Origin of the sequence: Primorskyibacter sedentarius, from assembly GCF_004342065.1 — a bacterium.
GTDB classification, from domain to species: domain Bacteria; phylum Pseudomonadota; class Alphaproteobacteria; order Rhodobacterales; family Rhodobacteraceae; genus Primorskyibacter; species Primorskyibacter sedentarius.
The window spans coordinates 18804-42015 of sequence record NZ_SLZU01000027.1 but is presented as its reverse complement, the minus strand read 5'-3'; the positions used below and the strand labels follow the sequence as shown (position 1 = coordinate 42015).

Below are 23212 nucleotides of genomic sequence, written 5' to 3'. Positions count from 1 at the left end.
CCGCGCTATTCTGCGCGGATGCTAACGTGGCAGGTGGGTCAATTTTACTCGCTCATAACCCACCCAAGTGGGTCAACTTCGCATGCCGATTCACACCTTATGTGAAATGTTCCGCCCAACACCGTACCGACCGCATTCAGTTCAGAAAGTCCTGAACAACAGAGGGCTTCTTTGCAATTAAGGCCAACAATACCTGCGCTGGCCCAGTTGGGATGCGTCGGCCATGCTCCCAGTTCAGCAGAGTGCCTTTGGCCACACCAATGCTGCGAGCAAATTCAGCCTGGGATAGGCCCGTTTTTGCGCGGATCTCAGCGACATTGATTTCTGGCACGGAAACCTCATGCACACGGGCTCCCGCCCCCTGCCCTTTCGAGAAAGACTTTGCTTCTTCCAGGCCCTGCTTGATGCTTTCAAATGCACTCATTGCTTTTCACTCCACATGCTGACGATCTCTTTGCTTAGCTCAACAGCCGCCGCTTGCTCTTTCGAAGACAAGTTGGCCTTTTCATTCTTTGCAAACACAGTGACGAGGAAGATCGGCATGTGACGGCCGCCGAACACGTAGATCGTTCGGAAGCCGCCGCTTTTGCCGCCTCCCTCGCGTGGGATACGCACCTTCCTCAATCCACCCCCAAGGGATGTTCCCGCTTCCGGGTTCTCCGCAATCCAGATGACAGCCGCTTCGCGTTCGCTGTCCGACATGATAGCTTTGGACCGCCTTTGGAACTCGGGCAACTCAACGACTGTCTGCAACTTGGTCATAAAGCTAACTATATGCCATTGACGCATATGTCAACGGCATACTACCCTGTTGACGCGGTCATGTCTTGCTTTCTCGATAAGCTGCCAACGTCTAGACCGAGACATCGTCGAGCCGCCTGCCCTCTTCGTCACGGAGTTCGTTTAGCTCTTCCCGCAACTCAGCCGAAACGTAGACACGCCAGTATGTCATGACCTCGTTCAGAGACGGACGGCCCCTTCTCTGTTGCTGAACTGAACTGGCGCGACGACACCAATTGATCGATCAAACCCGTGAGCCTTCCCAGCAGCTGCTACAGTCGCTGTATCAACTGTAGGCCGAGGCTTCTTTGGCTTGCTCTTCAACCCAGATCCAATTTTGGGAGCCGAGTGCGGATCCAAGTCGCCATCATCAAGGTTCAGGAATTTTCTGAACCTTATTGTGCCTCCAGTATATCTGCTAGCTATTTGCCTAGGTTCATTGCTTTTTCTACGGGTGAAGTGAGAGTGTTGCGGCCCCTGCCATGATCCTCGATCACGGCACCGCGCCCTGGTCTGCGGCCAGCATGGCTGGCCTTCGACCCGCACCCTTCGGCCCCTCCTCCCTGATCCAATAGCCCGCGCCCCGTCTCATCCGAGCCAGGGCGCGCAGTTTGTCTCATGGTCGGCTGCGGCCTTGTGAGCGGCCCATTCGGGTGACCGTCGCATGGGGCGCGGGGGTTTCGTCGCAAGCTCCGAACGCCCCGATCCTTTGTGGCACGGGCTAAAGCCCGCGCGTCTGGGGACCGCCGGTCCCCCACCGCAACCCTGAAAACCTGCACCCAAAGGGGTTTCCCCGACCTTCCTGCGCCTGGGGCTTCGTGCAGGCCGGGTGATCCCCCTCCCCTTTGGCTTTGATTTCAGCATTGCAGCGGTTCCCCCCCTGCCCTCGCCGGGTGGCAGGCTTTCAGGAGAGGGGCGTGCGCAGCACTTCCTCGCCAGAAACCCCGCCCCGATTTTCGGCAAAGACCGGAACGGGCGGCACCACGAAGGAGCGTCACACATGGCCAAGGCACGTTTTGATATCAAGCAGCACGTCACGGATACAATCATCGCGCAGATCGAGGCAGGTACACCGCCCTGGCGCAAGCCGTGGACCGGCAGCGCATCCGGCGCATGTTTTCCGCTGCGCCACAATGGCGAGCCCTACAAGGGAATCAACATCCTGATGCTTTGGGCAACCGGCATGACACGCGGCTTCAATTCCGCCCGCTGGATGACCTTCAAGCAAGCAGTCGACCTCGGCAGCTGCGTCCGGAAGGGCGAGACGTCCACGAAGTCGGTTTTCTACGGCACCTTTGAAAAGGAAGTCGAAGGCAGCAACGGCGAGACCGAAACCCGCGCGAGCCGGTTTGCGAAATATAACAACGTCTTCAATGCTGATCAAATCGGCGGTTTGCCGGAGGACTACTATGTCCGCCCCGAGCCGCCCCGCGATCTTGGCACCAAAGCTGACGCAGAGCTTGACGCTTTCTTTGCAGCGACCGGCGCGGAAATCACCACCAGCGAAGATCCGAGAGCATTCTATGATCCGGTGAAAGATCTGATCCACATGCCGCCCATCGGCACGTTCTACGACGCGGCCGGGTTCTACGGCACACTTGCCCATGAATGCGGGCACTACTTTCTGGCAGAGCGGCGGATTGGAGCGCAGAAGAAATTCAGCACCAAGGCAGAGTATGCGGCAGGCGAACTTGAGGCCGAAATCTTTTCCTCATTCGTTGCCATTCACCTCGGGTTTGAACCCCACTTCGACCAGACCGCCTCATACGTCGAGAGCTGGCTCAAATGCCTGAAGGCGGACAAGAACGCCATTTTTGCCGCAGCAGCGCAGGCGCAAAAAGCCTTTGACCATGTTCTCGATCTGACGGGTCGCAGCAAGTCCCAACCAGACGAACAAGAGGCCGCATAAGCGGCCCCTGCCCGTCGATCAAATCGGCGGGCAGGCCCACACCCCATTCCATCAACCGGAGGCAAGAACATGATCCCTGTTCGTCGTATCCAGTTTGAAACGCTGTGCGCGGTCTATGGCGAGGCATTGGCGCGAATGATCTGGCATCCTGCGCCCCCGGGCTGGTTGTAAGCTGATCGTGTCCAGTTGACACTGCATGGATCGAGCTGCCCAAAAAAAAATTTGCCCCCAAGTCTAGCCTGACCTCCGACCTCTAAATCACCATCGAACCCGAGGGCCCTTAGGCACCGTGTCTCCGGTCGGTCCCCGCAAGGCGAGCTTGTCAAGTTCTGGGGCATACGGAAAAGCAGAGCATCCGCGATCAAACCTCAATTCTGACCTGGGCAAGGCCGCAAATTGAGCCGGTCCGTCAACTCCTGGGGCCCAAGAAACGAGGTGCGATAAAGGCAATGTTCATCTGCCTCGCACTGTCCAGCCGATCCAAACCCCAATCTTGAACGCGTTCAAGATTGGGGTTTTAGGAGCCCCTGAGCCTCAAAATAAGCGCCTGAAATCGATAGGCGCGTGGTATCTTTATCTTTTGCCCAAAACCGTGCTACCATTGAGGCAGAATCGAGTCGAACTCGGACCCAACCGAAGTCAGGGCTTAGAAATGAGCGGTAGTTTAGAACAGTTTTTGACGGATCTGTCACGCGGGCTTGAGCGCACGATGGTGTCGGTGAACAAGGAACTCACCTTGCGTCAGCGCATCAAGCGCACTTGGTCCATGCGCCAGTGCGCAAGGTTTCTTAATGTAAGTATTCAGTATCTCACCAAGTTCGCCAATTCTAGCGATGACTTTCCTGCCGGCGAATATGTCGGAAGAGAGCGCGTTTTTACGCTGTCCGAATTGATGCAAATGAGGGCCCTTCTGGCGGCCTCAGCAAAGCGCCCCTACGATTACCTTGCTTGGCGGAAGCCTGACGCGCCTTTGCCTGTCATATCGTTTGCAAGCCAGAAAGGCGGGACAGCAAAAAGCCTGAGCGCCGCCCATTTCGCACAGTATCTCAGCTTGCACTACGGCATGCGCGTTGGTGTCATGGATGCTGATCCGCAAAGTACAATAACCCTTTACTTCGTTGGGGGGGAAGGTCTTCCCCAAATGCCCGACGAGAACACTGCCTCCATGGTGGATTTTGCTGGACTCTTTCAGTCGGAAGCCGCGCCATACACAGACCACGATGCGCAAACGCTCGACAGCTTCTTTCTCAAGACCTCCTGGCCAGGCCTTCGCCTGCTGCCTGCTCACGGCGAAACGTCCGAGGGTGAGATTCAGATTGCGCGACTTGTCCGCGAAGCCCCCGCAGGAAAAAGCTTCTACCGCTACCTGCGGGATGCCATCGACCGCTGGAAGGCGGGCCACCCACCGAAGACGCTACCGAACGAGTTGGTAGTCGACGGGAAGGTCGATCAGCAGCGACTCGACACCGCACTAACCGAGACCCTCGATGTAATCATCATCGACTATCAACCCGCGCTCACACTGTTCCAGTTGAATAACGTGATTGCCTCGACTTCGCTGGTCATACCGCAGACCATGAAGGGGTTCGACATTGCCACGTTGTCGACCTTTGTAACTGGCCTGCTGGGGATGCTTCAGCATATCCTTGCTCATGAAAGGATCGAAATCGGAACTGGTGCCAACATGCTTCTGCCGACGATTGTCCAACGGTCCAATGCGCAGGACCTTAAGCACATCGGAAACCTTCTAGAGCATTGCCCCACGGAGATTCTTCCGGTGTTTTATCTGCGCTCCGACGCGATCTCGAACGCGTCGGACGTCTATCAGTCCGTATACGAATACGAGCCGGACACGCCGGGAAAGCGCAAGGGGATCAACCGGTTCATCACCAATGCCGATGCAGTGAACGACGCCATAATAGCGCGACTCTGGCCAGGACTCGAACGTGGCTATGCCGACACATGGATGGATGAATTCTATGAAGATGACGGCGAGGGCAAAGCATGAAACGTAGCATTCCAAGGTCGCTGGTTAGCAAGGCTACCAATCTCGATGCATCCAAGGAACGTGCGAGCGGTGCGGAAGATAGGGCAGAGTCGAGTGATGCAATTTCAGCTCCTTTCAAAGGGGCCGGCAGCGCCTGGAAATCAGGAGCGCTTGCTCAGTCGCAGGCTGCTGTGGAGCGAAGCAGAGCCGAGCTTTGTTCGGATATCCTAAACGGTCGCCACGAGATACGTCTGTCGCCGGATCAAATCTCCGATCCTATGGGGACCGACCGCCGACAAGACTGGAAGTCACAGGAAGCATTCAAGTCGCTGGTAAACAGCATTGCCTCGAACGGGCAGGATACACCCATTCTGGTTTGGCCGGAGGATCCGGATTGGCGGCCGGATCCATTGGACCCGTCGAATGTTGCTGGCGTTCCGTTCGTTATGTTGACAGGACGCCGCCGACTGGCTGCCGCGTCAGAGCTCGGTTTGCCACTTCGTGCAATCCTTGCGCCGCCTGACGCGAGAAACGCTGAGCACAGCAAGTTCGAGATGTTGTTTCTGCGTTTTCGCGAGAATGAAGAGCGCGAAAACCTTAGCCCATTTGAGCGACTGGTTTCGATTGGCGAAATGTATGAGACGTTGGCTTCTGGCGAAGAAAAGCTGACAGCTGTGGCCTTCGCCAAGAAAATCGGTGTGCATGAGAGCATAGTCTCACGAGCGCGGTCCGTCTTCGCTGCGCAAGATCAAATCTTGAACACGTTCAAGAACGCCTACGACATGAGCTTTCGTGATTTACAGGGGGCCTTGGCTAGCTTGGAGAGGACGAACAAAACCAAGCCAAAACCAAAGAAAAAGCCCCCGAAAATCACTGTAAAGCGCAAGGTGGGCAACAGAAACCTTTCGGTCACTTCCGTTGATGGGAACTTGTCAATCAAGGTTGCAGGAGTGCCGATTAACCAAGAGCGTCTCGAAAAGCTTGGAGACTTAGTTGCAAGCTATTTGAACGTCGAAGATCCGGAGAAGGAAACCGACTGAGGATACAGTTGGTGAGATGTCCTCCAGAAAAATGAGGCAAGGAGCAGTAAGGAACGACAAGTGAACTAACGGCAAAAGAAAAGCCCCCAAGCGGTGTGGCCTGAGAGCTGATCTAAATGGTTTGGTCGCCTTAAAGATAAGTCTCACGGGAATCACTGTCAACGACGAACGCTTCTGAGCGAACGGCTTTCTTTTGCCTCCTAAAAAATTGGAGGTTGAGCAGGCATGAAACATACAGGTTGGCGTAAGCCGACGCCGGGTCTTGGGGTTGCAGAGCAGCTTGCCCAAGCCGGCGAACGGGTAGGTGTACCCAAATCAAGGGCATTCGTGGCGGTCAAACGCGTGGGTGCGAATATTGGTCTTAAGGCGAGTGACATGATGCTCCTCGACACGCTCGGGGCGTTTACACAAGTGCAGGATTGGGAGGAGGGGCGCCGTCCGATCGTTTGGGCGTCTAATGCCTATCTAATGGAACAGACTGGCTTCTCGCTTTCCGCGCTCAAGCGCCATGCACGGCGCCTGGCGGAGATCGGTGTGCTTGCGTTCAAGGACAGCCCCAACGGCAAGCGATGGGGCCGCAGGGACGCGGATGGCGTCATCGTCGAGGCCTACGGCTTCGATCTGTCGCCGCTATCAGCGCGTGTTGATGAATTCGAAGCGATGTACGCCCATCTGCAAGCCGAGCGGGAGCTCTGCCAGCGCCTGAAGCGCCAGATCACAGTGGTGCGCAGGATGATCCGCGCCCGGATCGAGGCCGCTGTCAGCGGCGCATTGAGAGGCCCTTGGAGCCAGCTCACGAGCATGTTCGAGAGCCTCCTGGCGCGCCTCCCGCGTCGGAACACGGCTTCTGAGGGGTTGGCGCAGCTGCTGGGTTTCTTCAAGGAGCTACAGGAACGTGTCGACGTCGCATACCTCAAGGCCACCGGCGCTTCAGAGGTTGTGGATAACACACGTGAAACTCGTGGAGATGCGTCCAAGAAACCTAAAGAACTGGACCCCAAGGAGTTCACAAATGGGCCTCACATACTAATTACAAAACAACTTGAATCTGTAACTAGTAATTCCTCTGAAAATGAGGAAGCGGCCGTCGTGGTTCCAGACATGTCACAGGCAGGGCAGGGTGATAGCGATCTCGAGAAGTGGGTTGCAGAGGTCCGCAATAAGCGGTCCGCAGTGGACTTGCCAACAATCATGCAAGCCTGTCCAGAATTTGCCTCCTGGGCGCGTAATATGGGGGGCTTTTTGAACGATTGGGGTGATCTCCACCGCGTGGCGGGGCAACTTCGCCCGATGATCAACATCTCCGAGCACGCCTGGAACGTCGCTCAGGACCGGTTGGGCAAACAGGTGGCCACTGCCGCGCTGGCGCTGGTGTTCGAAAAGCATTCTGCGGGCGAAGTAACGTCACCGGGTGGATATCTGCGAGGCATGGTCGAAAAGGCCGGGGCAGGGGAGTTGCATCTGGAGCGCAGTTTCTTTGGGCGTCTCAGAGGGATGGCAGCGTAAGTGTTGCTCGAAAATGGCCATTGGCATATATTGCCAACAAAGGAGAAACGCCCCATGGTTACACGCAACGTTGTTCTGACCGAAACCCAGGATCAGCTGGTTCAAGCACTTGTCGCATCTGGACGGTATCAGAACGTCAGTGAGGCGATGCGTGCGGGCCTCCGACTGCTGGAGCAGGAGGAAGGACAGCTCTACGCAATCAGGCAGGGGCTGCTCGAAGGCTTGGCGCAGGCCAAGGCGGGTAACCTTGCTGAAGGCAGCGGGCAAGATGCGATCCGACGCGCCTTTCGCCAGGCACGCACCTCTTCATGAGCCGATCCTTTCGGCTGACACGCCGTGCCGAAGCCAGCCTGATCGAAATCGCCAGGTGGACGATCGAGAATTTTGGGCTCGAACAGGCAGAACGCTACGAGACCGAATTGGTAGGACGCTGTCAGGCGATCTTGGATGGGCAGGCCCATAGCCGGAGCTGTGCGGCTCTCGTGGACAATGACGAAGACCTGCGATTTGTCAGGGCAGGGGAGCATTTTTTGGTGTTTTTGGATCACCCCAACGAGGTGATCATCATCGACATCCTGCACTCTCGCAGCGATCTTCCACGTCATGTCGCCGCCTTGGCGGCGTTGAGGGACGATGGCTCCTGATCCGCACTGCGGCCACGGATCTCTGGTAAGCCTCTCCAGCAGGCTGCGGCTTGAAAACAGTGCAAGGTGCTCGTTCTCCGACAACTCTGAGCGGATCCTCGCGTCGAGGGGCGGTCTTTGCGCTCTAGGATCGGGCTCGGCTGCGCAAAGTTCCAGACAAGGCCAGTCAAGCGCTGGTCGGATGTTGCGACCGACGAGGCACGGGCGTTGCCACGCAGGTGCAGCCAATTCGGCAATGTAGAGGCCGATCAGTTACGACGTCGGGGGCAGGGGGTCCGTACCTTTCCTGCGGCACCGATGTGCAAAAATGCGCCCAGTCCTTTGCACAGGCCTTCAGCGTGTTATCCGAGGCCGCCGGCGGGCATCGTGCCGAGCAATGGCTCCAACATCACACCAAAGGCAGGCTCCTTGTAAGGCAAGAGGGTAGGACGGTGGCAACTGGCTCATCTTGTGTTCGATCTACTTCAGGCATATACTCCTTGAGTATGCGTATATGTTAGGAAGTGTATATGGGCCGGGTAAAAGTGAATCTGACGCTGGATGGCGATGTAGCCGAAGCCGCTCGCGCGCTTGGCCTCAATATGTCGCGCTTGGCCGAGGCGGCGATTGCCGAGGCAGCCAAGATCGAGCGCAATCGGTTGTGGCGCGCCGAGAACAAAGCGGCAATTGCAACCTATGCCGAGGAGGTTGCCAATGATGGGTTGCCGCTCACCCGGTTTAGAAGCTTCTAGGCGTCCCCTGACATGGCGCAGTTTGATCTTTATCGCCTGAAGGGTGGGCAGCTTGTTGTCGACCTGCAAACCGATCTGATCGGGATCGATGCGTCTCGCATCGTAGCGCCACTGCGCGAAGCCGGGCGCTACACAGCATTCCCAGGTCTTACGCCCACAGTGGAAGTGGCGGGCTCGAGGTGGATCGTGCGTGTTCAGGAACTCGCCGCTGTTCCTGGTGCTGAGCTGAGCGACCATGTTGGCTCTCTGGCCGAGCATCGTGACGCATTAAAGCGGGCAATGGATATCCTGATCGACGGAGTGTAGGACATCTACGCCGGCAGCGACCGTCGGCAGAGTGATTGCATCGCATTGCACCTTGCTCAGCATAGCCTCGTTGAGGCTATCAGAGTGCGCTAACGTCGATCTGCCGGCTTTCGACTCCGTAATTTTCCTAAAAACAGCCAATTACGAAGTTGTCCTGCTGTCCCTTCCTTGCATGCCCGATAATGCAAACTTATTGGACATATATGGGCGCAAAAGAGCGGGGCGGTTTGCATATCATATAGTGGTGAAAAGCGCCGTGGCAGGATAGTCTTGTGGCATGACCTGTCAGCCAGTCGCATTCTCTGACGACCTGACCAAACTACCGCAGCTGCCGTCCTGGGTCACCCTTGGACGTGTGGAAACCCCTGAAGATGTGGCGTTTTTGTCAGCCGCAGCACTCAATCATCTGCATCATGTGCTGAGTGACGAGAGCGTGCCCCAGACTTTGCTACGCGCGCGTCTGGCCCTGCGCGCTGCGGAGGTTTGTGTAATACACGACGGACGCGTTGAACGTGCTGGGGATCTGCGCGATGCCGTCACATTTTTGCAGCCCGGCGATAGCCCTGGGCCAGCGGGCGAAAACTATCTCTCCTGGAGGCGGGCGGTAGAGCGACCGGTCTCGGTAAAGGCGTTGCGTCGGGCACTGCCCAAGGTCGAGAGGGAGCAGATCGGCATTTGGTTGAATGCGGGGCAGGGAGCGCCGGTCTCTCGGGCCGCAGCAGTGTTGCAAACCGTGATCGAGGAGCGTCCGCGTGATCCCGCCACTGCCCTGCTACTGGCCGACGCGGCTTTGGCGCAGGCGCTTGGGCGGACACATGTGCTGCCGCTTTCGGCGCTTGGTCTCAAGCGTGCCGATCTGGGAAAGTCAGTTGAGAAGCTTCGGTTGGCCTGGCATCAAGCGATTGCCGCAGCGGTTGTGGAAGCGACAAGGCAGGCCACTGATCTGACACGGCGCGTAAATCGCTTGCAAGTGGTGGCACCGAAGCTGAGAGCAAAGGGTTCGGACGAGGCGGTTTCGAAGTTTCTGTACTGTGATGCGGTCGCGCCGACAGCGCTGACCTCGCTGCGTTCTAATCGCGCGGCGCGGCGGTTCTGCGACCGGCTGGTGGACCTCGGCGCTGTGCGCGAGTTGACCGGGCGGGACACCTTCCGGCTCTACGGGATCTGCGCGATGGCAAAGGATCATACAGACGAGGGGCTTGATCGGGAGCTTGAAGACCTGCCCGCCGACCTGCGCTGGCGCGAATGGATGCGCCGGATTGAGGCCGTGCTGTTTGCGAGCGCATCGCCGGTACCGCGTGAGGATTTGGCACGCGTGGTGGGGCAGGGGGCCTTGGTTGATCTGCTCATTGAAGACCTCGTCACCGATCTGGAGGTGCGGTCCTTCGAAGTCGCAAAGGTTGCCGGTGGATGGATGCTGCGGACAAAGTCGGCTTATGCATCGTCGATCCGGGCATCCGCGGATGTCGGCGACCAGGACCTCGATCTGCGCGAACACGATATCGCCGTGCTGGCCTCCATCGCCTATCACCCGGGAGGGTCTCAAGGACGGCAAGGAGATCAGCCGCGACTTGATCGGACGGTTGGATGCGCGCGGGCTGATCGGGACCGGGCCGCGGGCTCCGCGACGTGGTGCGCCTTACACTTATGTCACCACGGATCAGTTCCTCATGATTTTCGGCCTAGAGTCGCTGCAGGAACTGCCGGAAAGGGGACGGCTGGAAGACGCGGGTGTGGTCAGTTCGGTGTAAGGAACTTACGACAACAGCTCGGTGCGGCCTATTCACACGGCTTTAATCAATTTCGAATATTTCGATTGTTTCGATTGTTTCGATTGTTGCGATTGTTGCGAGTAGAAGCTATCCTATATCTAACTCAAGTCGTGAGAACTGGAGAGACAAGATGCCCGCCCTCAGAAAAGAGGCGTTTTTTGATCGCTTGCCCGATGAGGTGGAGATCAAGAACGCTGAACAACTCAGAACAATTGTCGCTTCCCAGATCAGGGAAGGCGAGCCCACTACGCTGTCGCTTGCCCTTAAAAGCGGCGAAGTCCAAACCGTAACCCTTGCACCAGCTCTCACGGCATCTTTGCTAGAGGTGTTACGCCTCGTGTCGAGCGGTCGCGGGTTTCGGATGATCCCTGTCGAGGCGGAACTGACGACGCAACAGGCAGCAGACTTGCTCAACGTTTCGCGCCCGTTCCTTGTGAAGCTTCTTGAAGAAAAAGAAATTCCGTTCACAAAGACGGGACGACACCGCCGCGTCCGCGCGAATGATCTGTTTGCATATAAAGAAAAGCGCGACGCCGCCAGATCGGATGCGTTGAGCGACCTTGCTGTGAGGGATGCAGAGGATGGCCTTATATGAGCCGATATGCGGATCGGTTCACGGCCCTACTCGATGCCTGCGTCTTGGGCGGCGCGCTGCGCCGGAACATGTTGCTCAGCCTAGCCGAGGCCGGTTTGTTCCGGCCCCGGTGGAGCAGTCGCGTTCTAGACGAGACTCAGAAAGCCATCTCCCTGATCACGAAGGGCGATACGGACGGTGCGCGTCAAAGGTCTGCCATCGAGGCAGCATTCCCCGAAGCACTGGTGACGGGTTATGAGCTTTTCGAGGAGAAACTTGCTCTACCGGATCCCGACGATAATCATGTTCTCGCCGCTGCCATCGCAACTTCAGCGTCTGTGATCGTGACGGACAATCTAGCTGACTTTCCGGCAGAAATTCTGGCCCTGCATGCCATTCAGGCCATTTCTGCGGACGACTTCATCGCGGATACAATTGAGTTGGATCCCTCGGAGGCCATTTTGGCCCTCCGCCGCATGCGCGAACGGTTCAAGAATCCAGCACTCGATGTCGCGGCCTTGATACACAAATCCGAAGCACAGGGCCTTCTGCAGGTCGCGACCTTCATGGATGAGTACCAATCGTTCCTGTGATGGTTCAGAAACTAGCCAAAAACATAAACAAAGACGTGTAAGGCCAGTCCCGGGATCAAACACCTTATGTGTCTCATCCCTGCGATAGATCCGCCGTCACCGCTCCCGGCCAGGACCGGCGACGGGGTGGGATACAGCGCTAAACACCTTGTGGCATGACCACGTTTTCTAGCAGGCTGATCCGGCCTCTCTTCACCGTCTCGAACAGTTGACGGCGGCCCATTTTGCGGGACCGCGAAGCATAAGGAAGAGAGAGTGACATGATAGCTGAGACAACCATCATTGGAATAGACGTATCGCGCGACTGGCTGGACGGGTTCTGCCTTCCGGGCCAGATGCGGTTCCGGCATAGTAACATAGCGGACGGCCATATTGCGTTGGTCGCGATGATCCAGCAGCTATCGGGCCCTTTTAAAGTGGGATTTGAGGCTACGGGTGGCCATGAATGGGTGGTCTGGACGAAACTTGCCGCCGAAGGAATTGTCGCTGTCCAGTTGCCTCCGGCACAGATCAAGGCTTTCGCACTTTCCCGGGGCACGCGGGCAAAAACTGACCGGATCGACGCGGAACTCATCGCCCGGTTCATGGCATTCAGACCGGAGGTCGGGCGAGAACTGCCAGATGAGAATCTACGTATTCTCAGAACCTTGACGACGCGAAGGGGGCAAATCGTCGATATGCGCAAGCGGCTCAGAGCCCAAGTGGGAGCTCGCAAGAAGCAGGGTGTTTCTGCCGACGTCGAGACCTTGGACGACGATCTGGAAGACGTGCTCCAAACCCAGATCGAGACTCTCGAACGGCGGATCGAAACCATCATCGCGCAGGTGGAGCCTTTTTCCACAAAGGCGAACCTACTGCGATCAATCCCGGGAATTGGTCCTGTCTCTGCGGCGATGTTGATCGCCGAATTGCCTGAACTCGGCCGGATGACGTCAGGCGAAGCCGCTGCCATGACTGGCCTGGCGCCGGTCCCGCATGACAGCGGGGCAATGCGAGGCAGAAGAACGATTGCTGCGACATGTGCTGTTTCAGGCTGCGCTCGCCGCAACTTGTCATAATCCAGTTCTCAAACCGGTCGCAAAACGCCTCAAAGAGCGCGGAAAACCACATAAACTCGTCATTATCGCAATCGCACGAAGGCTGGTCACAATCGCCAACGCGATCATCAAAACCGGCACACCTTGGCAGCTTCAGCCTAACCGATAGACACAGTTGCTAGTTGGCCCGCGCATGACCGTGCTTCCTTCTCGGAAATTGCTTACACTCTCGGCGTCCACGCCGTTGCCATGGCGGAGCTCGACAGGTCGCAGGTCGACACGGGCATCGGCCGCGAGGAAGACCGATCAGCAAGGGCCATGCCGAAACAGCGCGCTGGCGGGAAGGCCAATTTGCATAGAAGGGGCTGGATGAACCGCTCTGCCTTGGCGTTGCTGTTCTAGGGGTACTGGACGGGTGAAGATGTGAGGAATGCGCAGCTAGCGCAGGGCCTTGCGGAACCGGTGTGAGCGGTAGGCGCTGCTGGTTCCCGGCGGTGGTTTGCTTGAACACCGGAAGGGGGCAGTCGAGCGATTACGGTGGAATTGCATCCAGATGCCCGGGAAATGGCTCTTGGCCCGCCAGCGACAGCCTGGGCACAAGCCAGAGCGCGCCGTCGTTGTTGGCCGCGGTGCTGCGCCCGGGGCCTCCGCCGTCGGTGACCATTAGACCGCCTTTTGCAAACAGGCAATTGGTCGGAACCTTGCCAAGGGCAATGCGGCCTGCATGGTCTCCGTCGCGGGTGATGACCTCGACGGTGCCGCTACCGCAACCGGTGATTAGGAAATGCCCTCGGGCAGAGATCTTCAGGCCGTCCGGCGTGCAGTTTTCCGGCAGAGTGCAGAGCGTGCTGATGGTCCCGCCGCTCATGCGCTGGACCTTGCGGGTGTAGGATTCCACCCAGACCAAATCGCCGTTGTCTTCCACCACGATGCCGTTGGGGTAACAGGGCGGAAGCTGGGCCAGCAAGACCCCTGTGCCATCGGGCTTCAGCGCGCAGATAAAGCCGGGATTGTCGCGGGCCACGGGGTCAAAGGCGCCGCCCGGATCGGTGAAATAGAGCCAGCCATTTGGACCAAAGGCCAGATCGTTGGGGGCCCGCAACTGGTGTGAACCCACTCGGTCCGCCACCACTTCGACCCGTCCATCCGGCTGAACAACCTGGATGGACGGGGGACGCATCTGCTCGGCCCGCCAAGGGCCGATCACGCCGCCGTTTTGGGTCAGGTAGACCTCGCCATTCGCCCCGGCCAAGGCAGCATTGGGGCCGCCGCCGACCTGGGCAAACGGGCGGACTCGGCCATCGGGGTCAAGAACCGAGATCCGGCTGCGGTAGGTCTCGACAAAGGCGATGCGCCCATCCGCCAGAAGGGTGGGGCCCTCAGGCCAGGCCAACTCGCTGGCCAGCCTGATCGGCGTGGCATAGGAAAACGGTGCCATAGTGTCCTTCTCCGGGGTCATCGGAATTCTGCCATGTGGTCGCGTGTTTTAAAGTTTGAGGCGACGAGCCATTCGAGGAGGGTGTCTTTGAGCCGGGTCTTTTCGGCGTCGTGGACGGGGTCGTTCCAGAGGTTGTGCCTCTCGTCGGGGTCAGCTTCCAGGTCGAACAGCTGGCCCTCGTCGCAGCCCAGCAGATGGACCAGTTTCCAGCGTGTCTCGCGCACCATGGTTATGAAGTCCGCGCCAGTCATCACCATGTCGCCGGCCTGTTCGCAGAAGACCTGCTGGCGTGGCGTATAGGCCTGTTCGGTCAGTGCGGGCAGCAGGCTTTGCGCCTCCATGTCGGCAGGCGATGCCACCCCGGCCAGGTCGAGGATCGTCGGGCCGAGGTCGAAGAGCTGCACCAGATCGTCGATGCTGCGCCCACCGCAGAACCGTTGCGGCGCCCAGACAATGAGCGGCACCCGCGTCACCACGTCATACATCGACCATTTTTGCGACAACCCGTGATCGCCCAGGCAATCGCCGTGATCGGAGGTGAAGATCACCACGGTGTCGTCCATGTAGCCGTTGCGTTCCAGCGCCTGCATGATCTCGCCCACCGAGGTGTCGATCATCTCGACATTGGCATAGTAATAGGCCCGCATGCGGCGTTCGTCCTCGGGCGTGCGGTCGGGGTTCCACAGGATGGAATCGTGATCGACCTGCGCATCATGCTGACGCTTTTCCTCGAGGTAGGAGGGCTGCCCGGCGCGGTCTTCGTCCGAGTCGACCGGCATCGGAATATTGTCCTTCGCCATGTATTTTTCGGCCAGCTCGGGCGTCGGATCATAGGGCGGATGCGGCCCGGGAAAGCCGATTTGCATGAACAGGGGCGACGCGTTTGGCTTGGTCTCAAGCCAGAACTTCGCAAAGTTCCCCACGAAGGTGTCGGAATGCAGCGCCGCGGGCAGCTTCCATTCGAAGGCGCCCAGCCTCTGGCCGTAATCGTCGCGCTTGCGGTAATGTTCGCGCTGCTGCTTGATCAGGCCATGCGCGGCCAGCGCCTTGTCCCATTCATCCAGGTAATGCCGGCCCTGCAGGTAACGGTCCTTGTTTTCCACGTTGAAGCGTTCGTCGAACCCGGCCTCGGCGAGGAAGGGATTGGTGTGCATCTTGCCGACATTGACGCAGGTGTAACCCGAGGCGCGTAGGTCGCTGACCCAGGTTTTCGACCAATCCTGTTCGTTCTCCATAACCCCTGTGACATGCGGATAATACCCGGTGAAAAGGCTGGCGCGGCTGGGCACGCAGCTGGGCGCGGTGATGTGACACTGCGAGAAGGACACCCCCTCCTGCGCCAGCCGGTCGAGATTGGGCGTGTCCATATGCGCATGGCCGTGGGCGCGGATCGTGTCAAAGCGCTGCTGGTCGGTGATGATCAGAAGGATGTTGGGGCGTTTGGGGGCCGTCGATTCGGTCGCGCTGGTCATGAAGGGGCCTGACTTGGGAGGGATATTCCGGCTTAGTTTAATTGGATGGACCAAAATGTCAAGTATCGTGGATTGGAAGGGGCAGATCGCCGCGTCTGCGACTAACTGGACCAACCAGAGCGGCTGGAAAAATATCTATAAATTACTGGTTATTGATCTCCATTCCGGACGTCAGGCGCCTTGTGGGCCGGTGTGTCTGGATATTTTGGGTGGACCAAAATGAAAATTATGACTATGTCTGGCTCAACCAATTCAGATAGGAACCCTCCATATGACCCAAACCGGTGCCCGGATCCTTGCCGACGTGATCGAGAAACAGGAGGCGCTGGACAGTGTCTTCTTCGTGGACGCCGTGCTGCGTCATACCCTGCTGGAGCTTGAGGATCGCGGCATCGCCCGTATCCTTGCCCACAGCGAAAAGGCCGCGGCCTACATGGCCGATGGCTATGCCCGCGCCACCGGCAAGCTGGGGGTCTGCATGGCTCAGGCGGTGGGCGCGGCGAACTTGGCTGCGGGCCTGCAGGACGGATACCTCGACCGAGTGCGGATGCTGGCCATGACTGGGCGCAAACCGGACAGTCACCAACACCGCAACGCCTATCAGGAGGTGCCGCATGGCCCGCTTTACGGCCCGGTCACCAAGTTCACAGGCGAAGTGCGCGACGTGAACGAGCTGCCGCGGATGTTGGGCCATGCGCTGCGCGCCGGGCGGACCGGCACGCCGCGGCCGGTGCACCTGGACCTAGACGGGCTGAAGGGCGACATGGTAGAAGAGGTGCCATTCACCGGCGATCCGGCGCTTTTGGGCTTTCCGGCCTCGGGGCAATCCGCGCCAGCACTGCCCGACCGCGCCATGCTGGACCAGGCGGCCGCGCTGCTGGCCGGGGCCGCCCGCCCCATGCTGGTCTGCGGGGTCAGCAGCCTGTACGACAAGGCCGGTCCCGGCGTCATGGCTCTGGCCGAGAGGCTGGGCCTTCCGGTGGCCACATCCGTGGGCGGCCGCTCGGTGATCCCCACGTCGCATCCCAATCATTTCGGCGTTGTCGGCACCTATTCGGCACCTTATGCCAACGCCCTGCTGGCCCAGTCCGACCTGGTGATCTATGTCGGCTGTCACATGGGTGACCAGATCAGCACCAACTGGACCATCCCGACCCCCGGCACGAAGATCATCCAGATCGACACCGATCCGGCAGAGCTGGGGCGCGGCTATCCCAATGTGCTGGGGCTGGCGGGGGATCTGAACCGGACGCTGCTGGCGCTGGCCGAGACCTACGTCGAGACGCCCGGCAATGGCTGGCTGGCGCGCTGCATCTCGGCGGCGCGTGAATGGCTGGCCAGTTCGCTGGGCGAGTTCGACGGACAGGAAGACCTGATCCCCGCGCCGCTGCTGGCGCATGAGCTGGGCAAGGCCCTGCCCGAGAACGGGATCGTCGTGGCGGACACCGGCTTCTCGGCCACCTGGACGGCGCAATACACCGCCTTTGACAAGCCGGGTCAGACCTACCTGCGGGCGGCCGGATCGCTGGGCTGGGCCTTTCCCGCGGCACTGGGCGCGCAGCAGGGCGCCAAAAACCGCCCCGTCGTCTGCTTCACCGGCGATGGCGCCTTCTATTACCACATCGGCGAGCTTGAGACGATGCGCCGCTGGAACATCCCGGCGGTGATCGTGGTCAACAACAACTCGGCGCTGGGGCAGGGGCTGCGCTCGGTCAAGAAGCTCTATGAACGCCGCGATGGAAACCTGGGCGATCTGGTTGAATTCCAGAAGACCAACTTTGCCGACCTCGCCCAGGTCTTCGGCATCCGCAGCTTCCGGGTCGAGCGCGCCGCCGACATCCGCCCGACGCTGGAAAAGGCGATCGCCCTGCGCGAGCCGGTGGTTGTTGATGTGGTCACTGACCCTGACAGCAACCCCGAACCGGCCTGGAGCCTGTGATCATGGCGGGATATGAAAAGGTCGCCGTGATCGGCGCCGGGCTGATGGGCCATGCGATTGCCCTGGTACATGCGATGGCGGGCTGCGAGGTGACGCTCTGCGATCTGTCGCAGGAGCGGCTGGACTGGGCCCGGGCGCGGCTGGAGGACCTGGCGCAGTCCGGCAATACCGGCGTGGCCGAGGCACCGCAGGCGCTGGCGCGGATCGGCTATGCCGTGGACCTCGGCAGCGCGGTCGCCGGGGCCGACCTAGTGGTCGAGGCGATTGTCGAGGATGCCGAGGCCAAGCGCGCGCTGTTCGACCAGCTTGCGGGGCTGGTGCGCGCCGATGCGGTCATCGCCAGCAATACCTCCTTCCTGGATATCTTTCCGCTGGTGCCCCAGGCCCTGTCGTCCCGCACCCTGATCGTGCATTGGTACACTCCGCCCTACCTGATCGACCTGGTCGACGTGGTGCCCGCGCCCGAGGCCGACTCAGGGCTTGCCGCGCGCATGGTGGAATTCCTGCGCGCGATCGGCAAGAAGCCGGTGTTGCTGCGCAGGTTCGTGCCGGGCTATATCGCCAACAATGTGCAGATGGCCATAGAGGCCGAGATCTTTCGCCTGCTGGACGCAGGCGTCGCCGAGGTCGGGGACATCGACGATGCCATCCGCTTCGGGCTGGCGCAGCGGCTCTGCCTGATGGGACAGTTCCGCAAGATCGACTATACCGGGCTTCAGGTGGTGCGCGACATCCATGCCGCCGGGCTCTACACGCCGCCGGTGCAGCCAACCGGCACCAGCCGGCTCGACAGCCTGTTGGCCGAGGGGGCCAGTGGTCTGCTGGCCGGGCGCGGCTTTTACGACTATGACGGCACGCCCGCCGATTACCTCGACCGGCGCGACCGCAACCTGCTGCGGCTGCGGGCCGCGCTGGAGGGGCTGGATGACGGGCTCTGACGCCACGCCCTGGCCGCTGGCGGTGTTTGACTGGGGCACCTCGAACCTGCGCACCTATGCGGTCGATGCCGGCGGGGCCATCCTCGGGCGGATCTCGGGGCGGGGCGTGAAGCAGACCGACCGCGAGGCCTTTCCCCGCGTCTATCAGCACGCGATGGACCGGTTGCAGGCCAGGTTCGGCTGCCGGCAGGCCCTTCTGGTGGGCATGGTCGGCAGCAACCTGGGCTGGCAGGAGGTGGCGATGAGCCCCGCCCCCCAGACTCGCGCCTCGGTGCAGGCCGGGCTGGTGGCGCTGTCCGGCACGGCGGCGCATATCGTGCCGGGGGTGAGCGCGCCCTCGCTTGGCGGTTTCCCTGAGATGATGCGCGGCGAAGAGGTGCAGGTGTTCGGCGGGCTGGCCCTGTCCGGACAGGAAGAGGCGCTGCTCTGCCTGCCCGGCACCCACAGCAAGTGGGTGAACTGCCGCGGCGGCGCGATCCAGCGGATTTCGACCGCGATGACAGGTGAGCTCTTTGACCTGCTCTGCCATGCCAGCGTGCTGAAGGGCCATGTGACCAGCGAATTGGGCGGCACCGGGCTGGCCGGTTTCGACGAAGGCGTGACGGTGGCGCGATCGGGACTGGGCGCGGTGCTGCTGGCCTTCTCCACCCGGCCGCGCGCGCTCTTTTCGGGCCGGGCCGATGCGGTCGACGGGCGCGGCTATCTCTCGGGCGTGTTGATCGGATCCGAGATCCAGGCGATGCAACAGGCCACCGGCACGCGGGCGCTGCTGATCGTCGGCGAGCCGGAGCTGGCAGGCCTTTACGCCCGGGCGGCGGGGGCGCTTGGCGTGACCGCACAGGTGATCGACGGCGCCGCCGCCATTGCCGCGGGCGCGGCCGAGATCCACCATGCCCGGCTGTCGGCCGGCCTGCGCCTCAATAGCTGAGAAAGCGCGAGATCATCCAGTCGATATGGCGCTGCATCGCGGTGCGCGCCGCCTGAGGCCGCCGGGCGACGATGGCGTCGGTCACTTCCTGGTTGTTGGCCAGCACCGCAATCCTGTTCTGCCGCGACCGCGTGCTGCCATACCAATTCTCCCACAACGGGCCGCTCTTCTGCTCCCACAGGTATTCCAGAAGCTCGACGAACAGGCTGTTTTCCGAGCCCTGGGCGATGCTCAGGTGGAACTGCTTCGTGGCATCGTGGAACTCTGGCGTGTCATCGGGCGGCACCTCGGCATTGGCCGTATTGGCATCGACAATCGCGTCGATCTCCCGCCGTGATCCGTTCAGCGCCACCAGGAAACAGGCCTCGCCCTCGATCAACCGGCGCATCTGAAGCACCTCGTGCGGGCCCGGCGTCGCCTCGATGGATTGCAGAATACTGGCGGATTTCCGGGCCACCGGAAGCACATAGGCCCCGGAGCGGTCCTTGATCCGGATGATCTCGCCCGCCTCCAGCACCATCAGCGCCTCGCGGATCGTGGTCCGGCTGACCTCGAACTGCGCCGCCAGGTCACGTTCCGCCGGAAGCCGGCTCATCGGTTTCAATTCACCGGACCGGATCATCTTTTCCAGCTCACCGGCTATGCGTTGATAGACCTTCTGACTCATCCAGACACTCCGAAGAAATTTGCACAACAATAGACGCTGGCTGGGCCAAATGCCAGAATCTGACGGACAAATGGACCAAACCCCGACAAATTTTTATTTTGGTCTATCCAATTTAAAGGCAGATGTGCATATTGGATGGACCAAAAGACGCGAATCGAAAATCTGGGTGACCTACCCGTCCAATCGCGGACCTGGGTGTTTCAAGGGAGGAATGCAAAATGAAACTCACCGCTTTCAAGTCCGCCACGATAGGCGCCATGACCATCATGGCGGGTCCTTGTGTGGCGCAAGAGGCCATGATCGAAGTGAACTACGGGTATCTGCCCGTGCCGACAATGCCGCTGTTTGCCGCCGAGGCGCACGGGTTGTTCGACGACTTCGGCGTGGATGTGAACCTGATCAAGTTCACGTCCGGGCCCGCGCAATTCCAATCCTTGCAGGCGGGCAGCATCGACCTGGCACAGGGGGCGCTGGCGGCCTTTTACATGGCATCGACCCGCGGCCTGGAGGCGAAGTGGGTCTACAACATCGGTGACGCCAGCGCGATTTCCGGCCTGGTCCTGTCTGAGGGCAACTCACTTGAGTCCTACGCAGACCTTGCGGGGCAATCGATCACTGCGCCTCCGGGGTCCATCCTTCACCTGTTCCATGTCTCACAGGCGATGGATGCCGAGGTGGACTTCGATCAGGTCGACTTCGTGCCGCTGCCGCCGCCGCAGGCCGTGTCCGCCATTCAGAACGGCAATGTGGATGCGGCATGGCTGTGGGAACCACTTCTTTCCATTGCCGAGGCAAACGGCGCGGTCCAGGTGCGCAACGCGTCGGAGATCGGCCTGCATGATGTCTTCGGGCTTGCCACAGGCGCAGACTGGGTGGAGAGCGAGGAAGGCCGCGATGCCGTGGCGCGGGTATCCCGGGCACTGACTGCGGGGATCGAAGCCTATGAGCAAGACCCGGGCCCGACACTTTCCAAGATCGAAGAGATGACGGGAATCAAGCCGGAACTGGCACAAAGCATCATCGCCAGAACCAATTGGGCGACGGTGACGGACCAGGTTGCGGAATCCAATGTCTTTTCTTTGACTGGCCCAGAAGGAAGCGGCGCGATCATCGACTGGGTCGATGACAGGGCCCTGGCGGCAGGATTGATCAACTCGTCCGGGGCTGGCGCCGACTTTCTGGACCCCCGTTCGGCGACAATGGCCGCACAATGACCGAGGTGCTTGTATCGAAGGGGCTGGAGAAGTGCTTCTCCAGTCCGGGGCGCGCGACGGGACAGCGGATCAAGGCGGTGACCGATTTCAACCTAGTGATCGAGGCAGAAGAGATCATCTGCATCGTCGGACCCAGTGGGTGCGGGAAATCCACGTTCCTGGACATGGTGGCGGGGTTCACTGAGCCGACATCGGGCCTGTTGGAGATCATGGGTGAGGAGATCCACAGACCGTCGCCCGACCGGGGCGTGGTGTTCCAGCAACCCGTCCTGTTCCCCTGGCTGAGCGTGTATGACAACGTGGTGCTTGGCCCGAAGTCGCGCGGCGTCAAGCCCGGGGATTATCGGCCTGAGGCGGACAGGGTGCTGAAAAGCGTCGGGCTGGAAAAGTTTCGCGACCATTATCCCTATCAGCTTTCCGGCGGCATGAAGCAACGCGCCCAGATTGCCCGCGTCCTGGTGGCCGGGCCGAAACTGATCCTGATGGATGAGCCTTTCGGGGCCCTGGACGCCCAGATGCGGATCAACATGCATGAACTGCTGATTTCGGTCTGGCAGGAATACAAGCCCACCATCCTGTTTATCACCCATGACGTGGAAGAGGCGCTTTTCTTGGCGAATCGGGTGATTGTCATGTCGCAGCACCCGGGCACGATTGCCCGGATTTACGACATCCCCTTCGAACGTCCCAGGACATATGCCATCACTGCGGACCCCAGGTTCGCCGAGGCGCGCGCTGAAATTGTCGAACTTCTGCGCGCGAAACCGGAGGCAAGAACATGACAACACCCTATCGCTGGTATTCGATGGCATCCGGCGCCGCGTTGCTGGCTCTCTGGTCGGTCCTGACACTGAGCGGGTTGGTGGATGAACGCAGCCTTCCAAGTCCGGTGACATTGGCGCAGACTTTCGCAGACCTTCTTGCACGTGGCTATTCCGGCAGTCCCCTTTGGAGCCACGTCGGCATTTCCATCTTCCGGGCGCTTGCAGGGTTTTCTCTGGCCATCCTGATCGGCGTCCCTCTCGGTCTCTTGATTGGGCGGCACAAGGTGCTCGAAGCGGTCTTCGCGCCGATCATCGGCTTTTTTCGACCGATCCCTCCGATCGCCTTCATCACCTTGTTCGTGTTCTACTTCGGCATTGGAGAGGGGCCGAAGATCGGGCTGATCTTCATGGCCTGTCTTTGGTACGTCGTGCTGAACAGTGCGGAAGGCGTGCGCAACATTCCCGACCTGATCATCAGGGCGGGCGAAAATATCGGTCTGACGCGGTCGCAATTGTTCTTAAAGGTGGTTCTGCCCGCGGCCCTTCCCGCAATCATGACCGCCATCCGCGCGGCTTCGTCCATCAGTTGGACCTTGGTAGTCGCATCCGAGTTGATCGGTGCACAGGCGGGTTTGGGCTTCATGATCCTCGATTCAGCGCAATACTTCAATTTGCCGGTCACCTATGTCGGGATCATCATCATTGGGCTGATCGGACTTGTCTGGGAGTTGGCAATTTCCGCGGTCCAAAGGCGCGTGTTGCACTGGCAAGGCAAATAGAACCAGGGTCAACCTTGGCCTGCCTGGGCTGGCTGGACCAGATTTCAGCCAGCCAACCCCACGTAATGACCCTTGGACCGGTCTCTCCCGGCAAAACAGTACCATTGTTGACCGTGAGCAACCTTCGTTGGCCGATCAAGAGTCATTTTGGACTGGTCAGGTGCAAAACTTTCGATTATTGGTTGGTCCAATTG

Annotated in this window: 23 protein-coding genes and 2 pseudogenes; 20 read left to right on the top strand and 5 right to left on the bottom strand. The window is 59.8% G+C overall.

Going from position 1 to position 23212, the window contains the following annotated elements:
* Positions 1 to 136: 136 nt before the first annotated feature.
* Positions 137 to 424 (bottom strand): helix-turn-helix domain-containing protein, encoded by a 288-nt coding sequence (locus EDD52_RS20980; protein WP_132248584.1) that lies wholly within the window; start codon positions 422 to 424, stop codon positions 137 to 139.
* Positions 421 to 762 carry a type II toxin-antitoxin system RelE/ParE family toxin gene (locus EDD52_RS20975; RefSeq protein WP_132248583.1) on the bottom strand — a complete coding sequence of 114 codons (342 nt, stop codon included), beginning with the start codon at positions 760 to 762 and terminating at the stop codon, positions 421 to 423. Before EDD52_RS20975 ends, EDD52_RS20980 begins: the two co-directional genes overlap by 4 nt.
* A 1018-nt stretch (positions 763 to 1780) precedes the next feature.
* Here EDD52_RS20975 and EDD52_RS20970 point away from each other — a divergent pair.
* The 13 genes and pseudogenes from EDD52_RS20970 to EDD52_RS20910 all read left to right on the top strand — a co-directional run bounded on the left by EDD52_RS20970 (position 1781) and on the right by EDD52_RS20910 (position 12900).
* On the top strand, positions 1781 to 2689 hold the full coding sequence (locus EDD52_RS20970) for an ArdC family protein (RefSeq protein WP_132248582.1): 909 nt from the start codon (positions 1781 to 1783) through the stop codon (positions 2687 to 2689).
* 652 nt (positions 2690 to 3341) lie between these two features.
* Positions 3342 to 4697 carry a ParA family protein gene (locus EDD52_RS20965; RefSeq protein ID WP_207906070.1) on the top strand — a complete coding sequence of 452 codons (1356 nt, stop codon included), beginning with the start codon at positions 3342 to 3344 and terminating at the stop codon, positions 4695 to 4697.
* Positions 4694 to 5716: a ParB N-terminal domain-containing protein gene (locus tag EDD52_RS20960; RefSeq protein ID WP_132248581.1), complete on the top strand. Its 1023-nt coding sequence runs from the start codon at positions 4694 to 4696 to the stop codon at positions 5714 to 5716. The genes EDD52_RS20965 and EDD52_RS20960 overlap by 4 nt, the downstream gene beginning before the upstream one ends.
* 225 nt (positions 5717 to 5941) lie before the next feature.
* Positions 5942 to 7222 (top strand): plasmid replication protein RepC, encoded by a 1281-nt coding sequence (repC, locus tag EDD52_RS20955; RefSeq protein ID WP_132248580.1) that lies wholly within the window; start codon positions 5942 to 5944, stop codon positions 7220 to 7222.
* A gap of 54 nt (positions 7223 to 7276) precedes the next feature.
* On the top strand, positions 7277 to 7534 hold the full coding sequence (locus tag EDD52_RS20950) for a type II toxin-antitoxin system ParD family antitoxin (protein WP_132248579.1): 258 nt from the start codon (positions 7277 to 7279) through the stop codon (positions 7532 to 7534).
* On the top strand, positions 7531 to 7866 hold the full coding sequence (locus tag EDD52_RS20945) for a type II toxin-antitoxin system RelE/ParE family toxin (RefSeq protein ID WP_132248578.1): 336 nt from the start codon (positions 7531 to 7533) through the stop codon (positions 7864 to 7866). Before EDD52_RS20950 ends, EDD52_RS20945 begins: the two co-directional genes overlap by 4 nt.
* A 509-nt stretch (positions 7867 to 8375) precedes the next feature.
* On the top strand, positions 8376 to 8597 hold the full coding sequence (locus EDD52_RS20940; protein WP_132248577.1) for a type II toxin-antitoxin system CcdA family antitoxin: 222 nt from the start codon (positions 8376 to 8378) through the stop codon (positions 8595 to 8597).
* Between the two features lie 12 nt (positions 8598 to 8609).
* Entirely contained in the window at positions 8610 to 8903 is a 294-nt protein-coding gene (locus EDD52_RS20935; RefSeq protein WP_132248576.1) for a CcdB family protein, read from the top strand.
* A 277-nt stretch (positions 8904 to 9180) separates the two neighbouring features.
* A pseudogene (locus tag EDD52_RS20930) lies at positions 9181 to 10056 on the top strand (DUF1403 family protein); the annotation flags it as partial.
* Positions 10057 to 10074: 18 nt separating this feature from the next.
* A pseudogene (gene scpB / locus EDD52_RS20925) lies at positions 10075 to 10654 on the top strand (SMC-Scp complex subunit ScpB).
* 382 nt (positions 10655 to 11036) lie between these two features.
* Complete coding sequence (locus tag EDD52_RS24130; RefSeq protein ID WP_243652046.1) at positions 11037 to 11270, top strand: helix-turn-helix domain-containing protein; 234 nt, start codon at positions 11037 to 11039, stop codon at positions 11268 to 11270.
* The gene (locus EDD52_RS20915; RefSeq protein WP_132248574.1) at positions 11267 to 11842 is read left to right on the top strand and encodes a PIN domain-containing protein; all 576 of its coding nucleotides are present in this window, start codon (positions 11267 to 11269) and stop codon (positions 11840 to 11842) included. Before EDD52_RS24130 ends, EDD52_RS20915 begins: the two co-directional genes overlap by 4 nt.
* 260 nt (positions 11843 to 12102) lie before the next feature.
* A complete protein-coding gene (locus EDD52_RS20910) occupies positions 12103 to 12900 on the top strand; it encodes an IS110 family RNA-guided transposase (protein WP_207906069.1) in 798 nt (265 codons plus the stop codon).
* A 511-nt stretch (positions 12901 to 13411) separates the two neighbouring features.
* Here the strand turns inward: EDD52_RS20910 and EDD52_RS20905 are convergent.
* On the bottom strand, positions 13412 to 14317 hold the full coding sequence (locus tag EDD52_RS20905; protein WP_165907616.1) for an SMP-30/gluconolactonase/LRE family protein: 906 nt from the start codon (positions 14315 to 14317) through the stop codon (positions 13412 to 13414).
* 17 nt (positions 14318 to 14334) lie between these two features.
* A complete protein-coding gene (locus EDD52_RS20900) occupies positions 14335 to 15789 on the bottom strand; it encodes a sulfatase family protein (protein ID WP_132248572.1) in 1455 nt (484 codons plus the stop codon).
* A 55-nt stretch (positions 15790 to 15844) separates the two neighbouring features.
* Between EDD52_RS20900 and EDD52_RS23770 the strand changes: the two genes are divergently transcribed.
* The 4 genes from EDD52_RS23770 to EDD52_RS20885 are packed head-to-tail and all read left to right on the top strand — an operon-like array spanning position 15845 to position 19594.
* Positions 15845 to 16012 carry a hypothetical protein gene (locus EDD52_RS23770; protein ID WP_165907615.1) on the top strand — a complete coding sequence of 56 codons (168 nt, stop codon included), beginning with the start codon at positions 15845 to 15847 and terminating at the stop codon, positions 16010 to 16012.
* A 48-nt stretch (positions 16013 to 16060) separates the two neighbouring features.
* A complete protein-coding gene (locus EDD52_RS20895; RefSeq protein WP_132248571.1) occupies positions 16061 to 17728 on the top strand; it encodes a thiamine pyrophosphate-binding protein in 1668 nt (555 codons plus the stop codon).
* Between the two features lie 2 nt (positions 17729 to 17730).
* On the top strand, positions 17731 to 18666 hold the full coding sequence (locus EDD52_RS20890) for a 3-hydroxyacyl-CoA dehydrogenase family protein (RefSeq protein ID WP_132248570.1): 936 nt from the start codon (positions 17731 to 17733) through the stop codon (positions 18664 to 18666).
* Positions 18653 to 19594: a 2-dehydro-3-deoxygalactonokinase gene (locus EDD52_RS20885; protein WP_165907614.1), complete on the top strand. Its 942-nt coding sequence runs from the start codon at positions 18653 to 18655 to the stop codon at positions 19592 to 19594. The genes EDD52_RS20890 and EDD52_RS20885 overlap by 14 nt, the downstream gene beginning before the upstream one ends.
* Here EDD52_RS20885 and EDD52_RS20880 read toward each other — a convergent pair.
* Positions 19584 to 20261, bottom strand: coding sequence for a FadR/GntR family transcriptional regulator (locus EDD52_RS20880; RefSeq protein ID WP_132248568.1), 678 nt, complete (start codon positions 20259 to 20261; stop codon positions 19584 to 19586). The two genes, EDD52_RS20885 and EDD52_RS20880, sit on opposite strands and share 11 nt — an antisense overlap.
* 218 nt (positions 20262 to 20479) lie before the next feature.
* Here EDD52_RS20880 and EDD52_RS20875 point away from each other — a divergent pair, with 218 nt between their 5' ends.
* Genes EDD52_RS20875 through EDD52_RS20865 form a run of 3 tightly spaced genes read left to right on the top strand, consistent with a single transcriptional unit; the run spans position 20480 to position 23018 of the window.
* Positions 20480 to 21475 carry an ABC transporter substrate-binding protein gene (locus tag EDD52_RS20875; protein WP_132248567.1) on the top strand — a complete coding sequence of 332 codons (996 nt, stop codon included), beginning with the start codon at positions 20480 to 20482 and terminating at the stop codon, positions 21473 to 21475.
* Positions 21472 to 22257 carry an ABC transporter ATP-binding protein gene (locus tag EDD52_RS20870; RefSeq protein ID WP_132248566.1) on the top strand — a complete coding sequence of 262 codons (786 nt, stop codon included), beginning with the start codon at positions 21472 to 21474 and terminating at the stop codon, positions 22255 to 22257. The genes EDD52_RS20875 and EDD52_RS20870 overlap by 4 nt, the downstream gene beginning before the upstream one ends.
* Positions 22254 to 23018 carry an ABC transporter permease gene (locus EDD52_RS20865; RefSeq protein WP_132248565.1) on the top strand — a complete coding sequence of 255 codons (765 nt, stop codon included), beginning with the start codon at positions 22254 to 22256 and terminating at the stop codon, positions 23016 to 23018. Before EDD52_RS20870 ends, EDD52_RS20865 begins: the two co-directional genes overlap by 4 nt.
* Positions 23019 to 23212 lie beyond the last annotated feature (194 nt).

What these genes read in the sequence shown, in the direction of transcription:
- EDD52_RS20895 (WP_132248571.1), top strand. Translation starts at nt 16,061, where the DNA reads ATGACCCAAACCGGTGCCCGGATCCTTGCCGACGTGATCGAGAAACAG.
- EDD52_RS20915 (WP_132248574.1), top strand. Translation starts at nt 11,267, where the DNA reads ATGAGCCGATATGCGGATCGGTTCACGGCCCTACTCGATGCCTGCGTC.
- EDD52_RS20965 (WP_207906070.1), top strand. Translation starts at nt 3,342, where the DNA reads ATGAGCGGTAGTTTAGAACAGTTTTTGACGGATCTGTCACGCGGGCTT.
- EDD52_RS20940 (WP_132248577.1), top strand. Translation starts at nt 8,376, where the DNA reads ATGGGCCGGGTAAAAGTGAATCTGACGCTGGATGGCGATGTAGCCGAA.
- EDD52_RS20950 (WP_132248579.1), top strand. Translation starts at nt 7,277, where the DNA reads ATGGTTACACGCAACGTTGTTCTGACCGAAACCCAGGATCAGCTGGTT.
- EDD52_RS20935 (WP_132248576.1), top strand. Translation starts at nt 8,610, where the DNA reads ATGGCGCAGTTTGATCTTTATCGCCTGAAGGGTGGGCAGCTTGTTGTC.
- repC (WP_132248580.1), top strand. Translation starts at nt 5,942, where the DNA reads ATGAAACATACAGGTTGGCGTAAGCCGACGCCGGGTCTTGGGGTTGCA.
- EDD52_RS20890 (WP_132248570.1), top strand. Translation starts at nt 17,731, where the DNA reads ATGGCGGGATATGAAAAGGTCGCCGTGATCGGCGCCGGGCTGATGGGC.
- EDD52_RS20865 (WP_132248565.1), top strand. Translation starts at nt 22,254, where the DNA reads ATGACAACACCCTATCGCTGGTATTCGATGGCATCCGGCGCCGCGTTG.
- EDD52_RS20905 (WP_165907616.1), bottom strand. Translation starts at nt 14,317, where the DNA reads ATGGCACCGTTTTCCTATGCCACGCCGATCAGGCTGGCCAGCGAGTTG.
- EDD52_RS20945 (WP_132248578.1), top strand. Translation starts at nt 7,531, where the DNA reads ATGAGCCGATCCTTTCGGCTGACACGCCGTGCCGAAGCCAGCCTGATC.
- EDD52_RS20970 (WP_132248582.1), top strand. Translation starts at nt 1,781, where the DNA reads ATGGCCAAGGCACGTTTTGATATCAAGCAGCACGTCACGGATACAATC.
- EDD52_RS20980 (WP_132248584.1), bottom strand. Translation starts at nt 424, where the DNA reads ATGAGTGCATTTGAAAGCATCAAGCAGGGCCTGGAAGAAGCAAAGTCT.
- EDD52_RS20870 (WP_132248566.1), top strand. Translation starts at nt 21,472, where the DNA reads ATGACCGAGGTGCTTGTATCGAAGGGGCTGGAGAAGTGCTTCTCCAGT.
- EDD52_RS20960 (WP_132248581.1), top strand. Translation starts at nt 4,694, where the DNA reads ATGAAACGTAGCATTCCAAGGTCGCTGGTTAGCAAGGCTACCAATCTC.
- EDD52_RS20975 (WP_132248583.1), bottom strand. Translation starts at nt 762, where the DNA reads ATGACCAAGTTGCAGACAGTCGTTGAGTTGCCCGAGTTCCAAAGGCGG.
- EDD52_RS20885 (WP_165907614.1), top strand. Translation starts at nt 18,653, where the DNA reads ATGACGGGCTCTGACGCCACGCCCTGGCCGCTGGCGGTGTTTGACTGG.
- EDD52_RS23770 (WP_165907615.1), top strand. Translation starts at nt 15,845, where the DNA reads ATGTCAAGTATCGTGGATTGGAAGGGGCAGATCGCCGCGTCTGCGACT.
- EDD52_RS20910 (WP_207906069.1), top strand. Translation starts at nt 12,103, where the DNA reads ATGATAGCTGAGACAACCATCATTGGAATAGACGTATCGCGCGACTGG.
- EDD52_RS20875 (WP_132248567.1), top strand. Translation starts at nt 20,480, where the DNA reads ATGAAACTCACCGCTTTCAAGTCCGCCACGATAGGCGCCATGACCATC.
- EDD52_RS20900 (WP_132248572.1), bottom strand. Translation starts at nt 15,789, where the DNA reads ATGACCAGCGCGACCGAATCGACGGCCCCCAAACGCCCCAACATCCTT.
- EDD52_RS24130 (WP_243652046.1), top strand. Translation starts at nt 11,037, where the DNA reads ATGATCCCTGTCGAGGCGGAACTGACGACGCAACAGGCAGCAGACTTG.
- EDD52_RS20880 (WP_132248568.1), bottom strand. Translation starts at nt 20,261, where the DNA reads ATGAGTCAGAAGGTCTATCAACGCATAGCCGGTGAGCTGGAAAAGATG.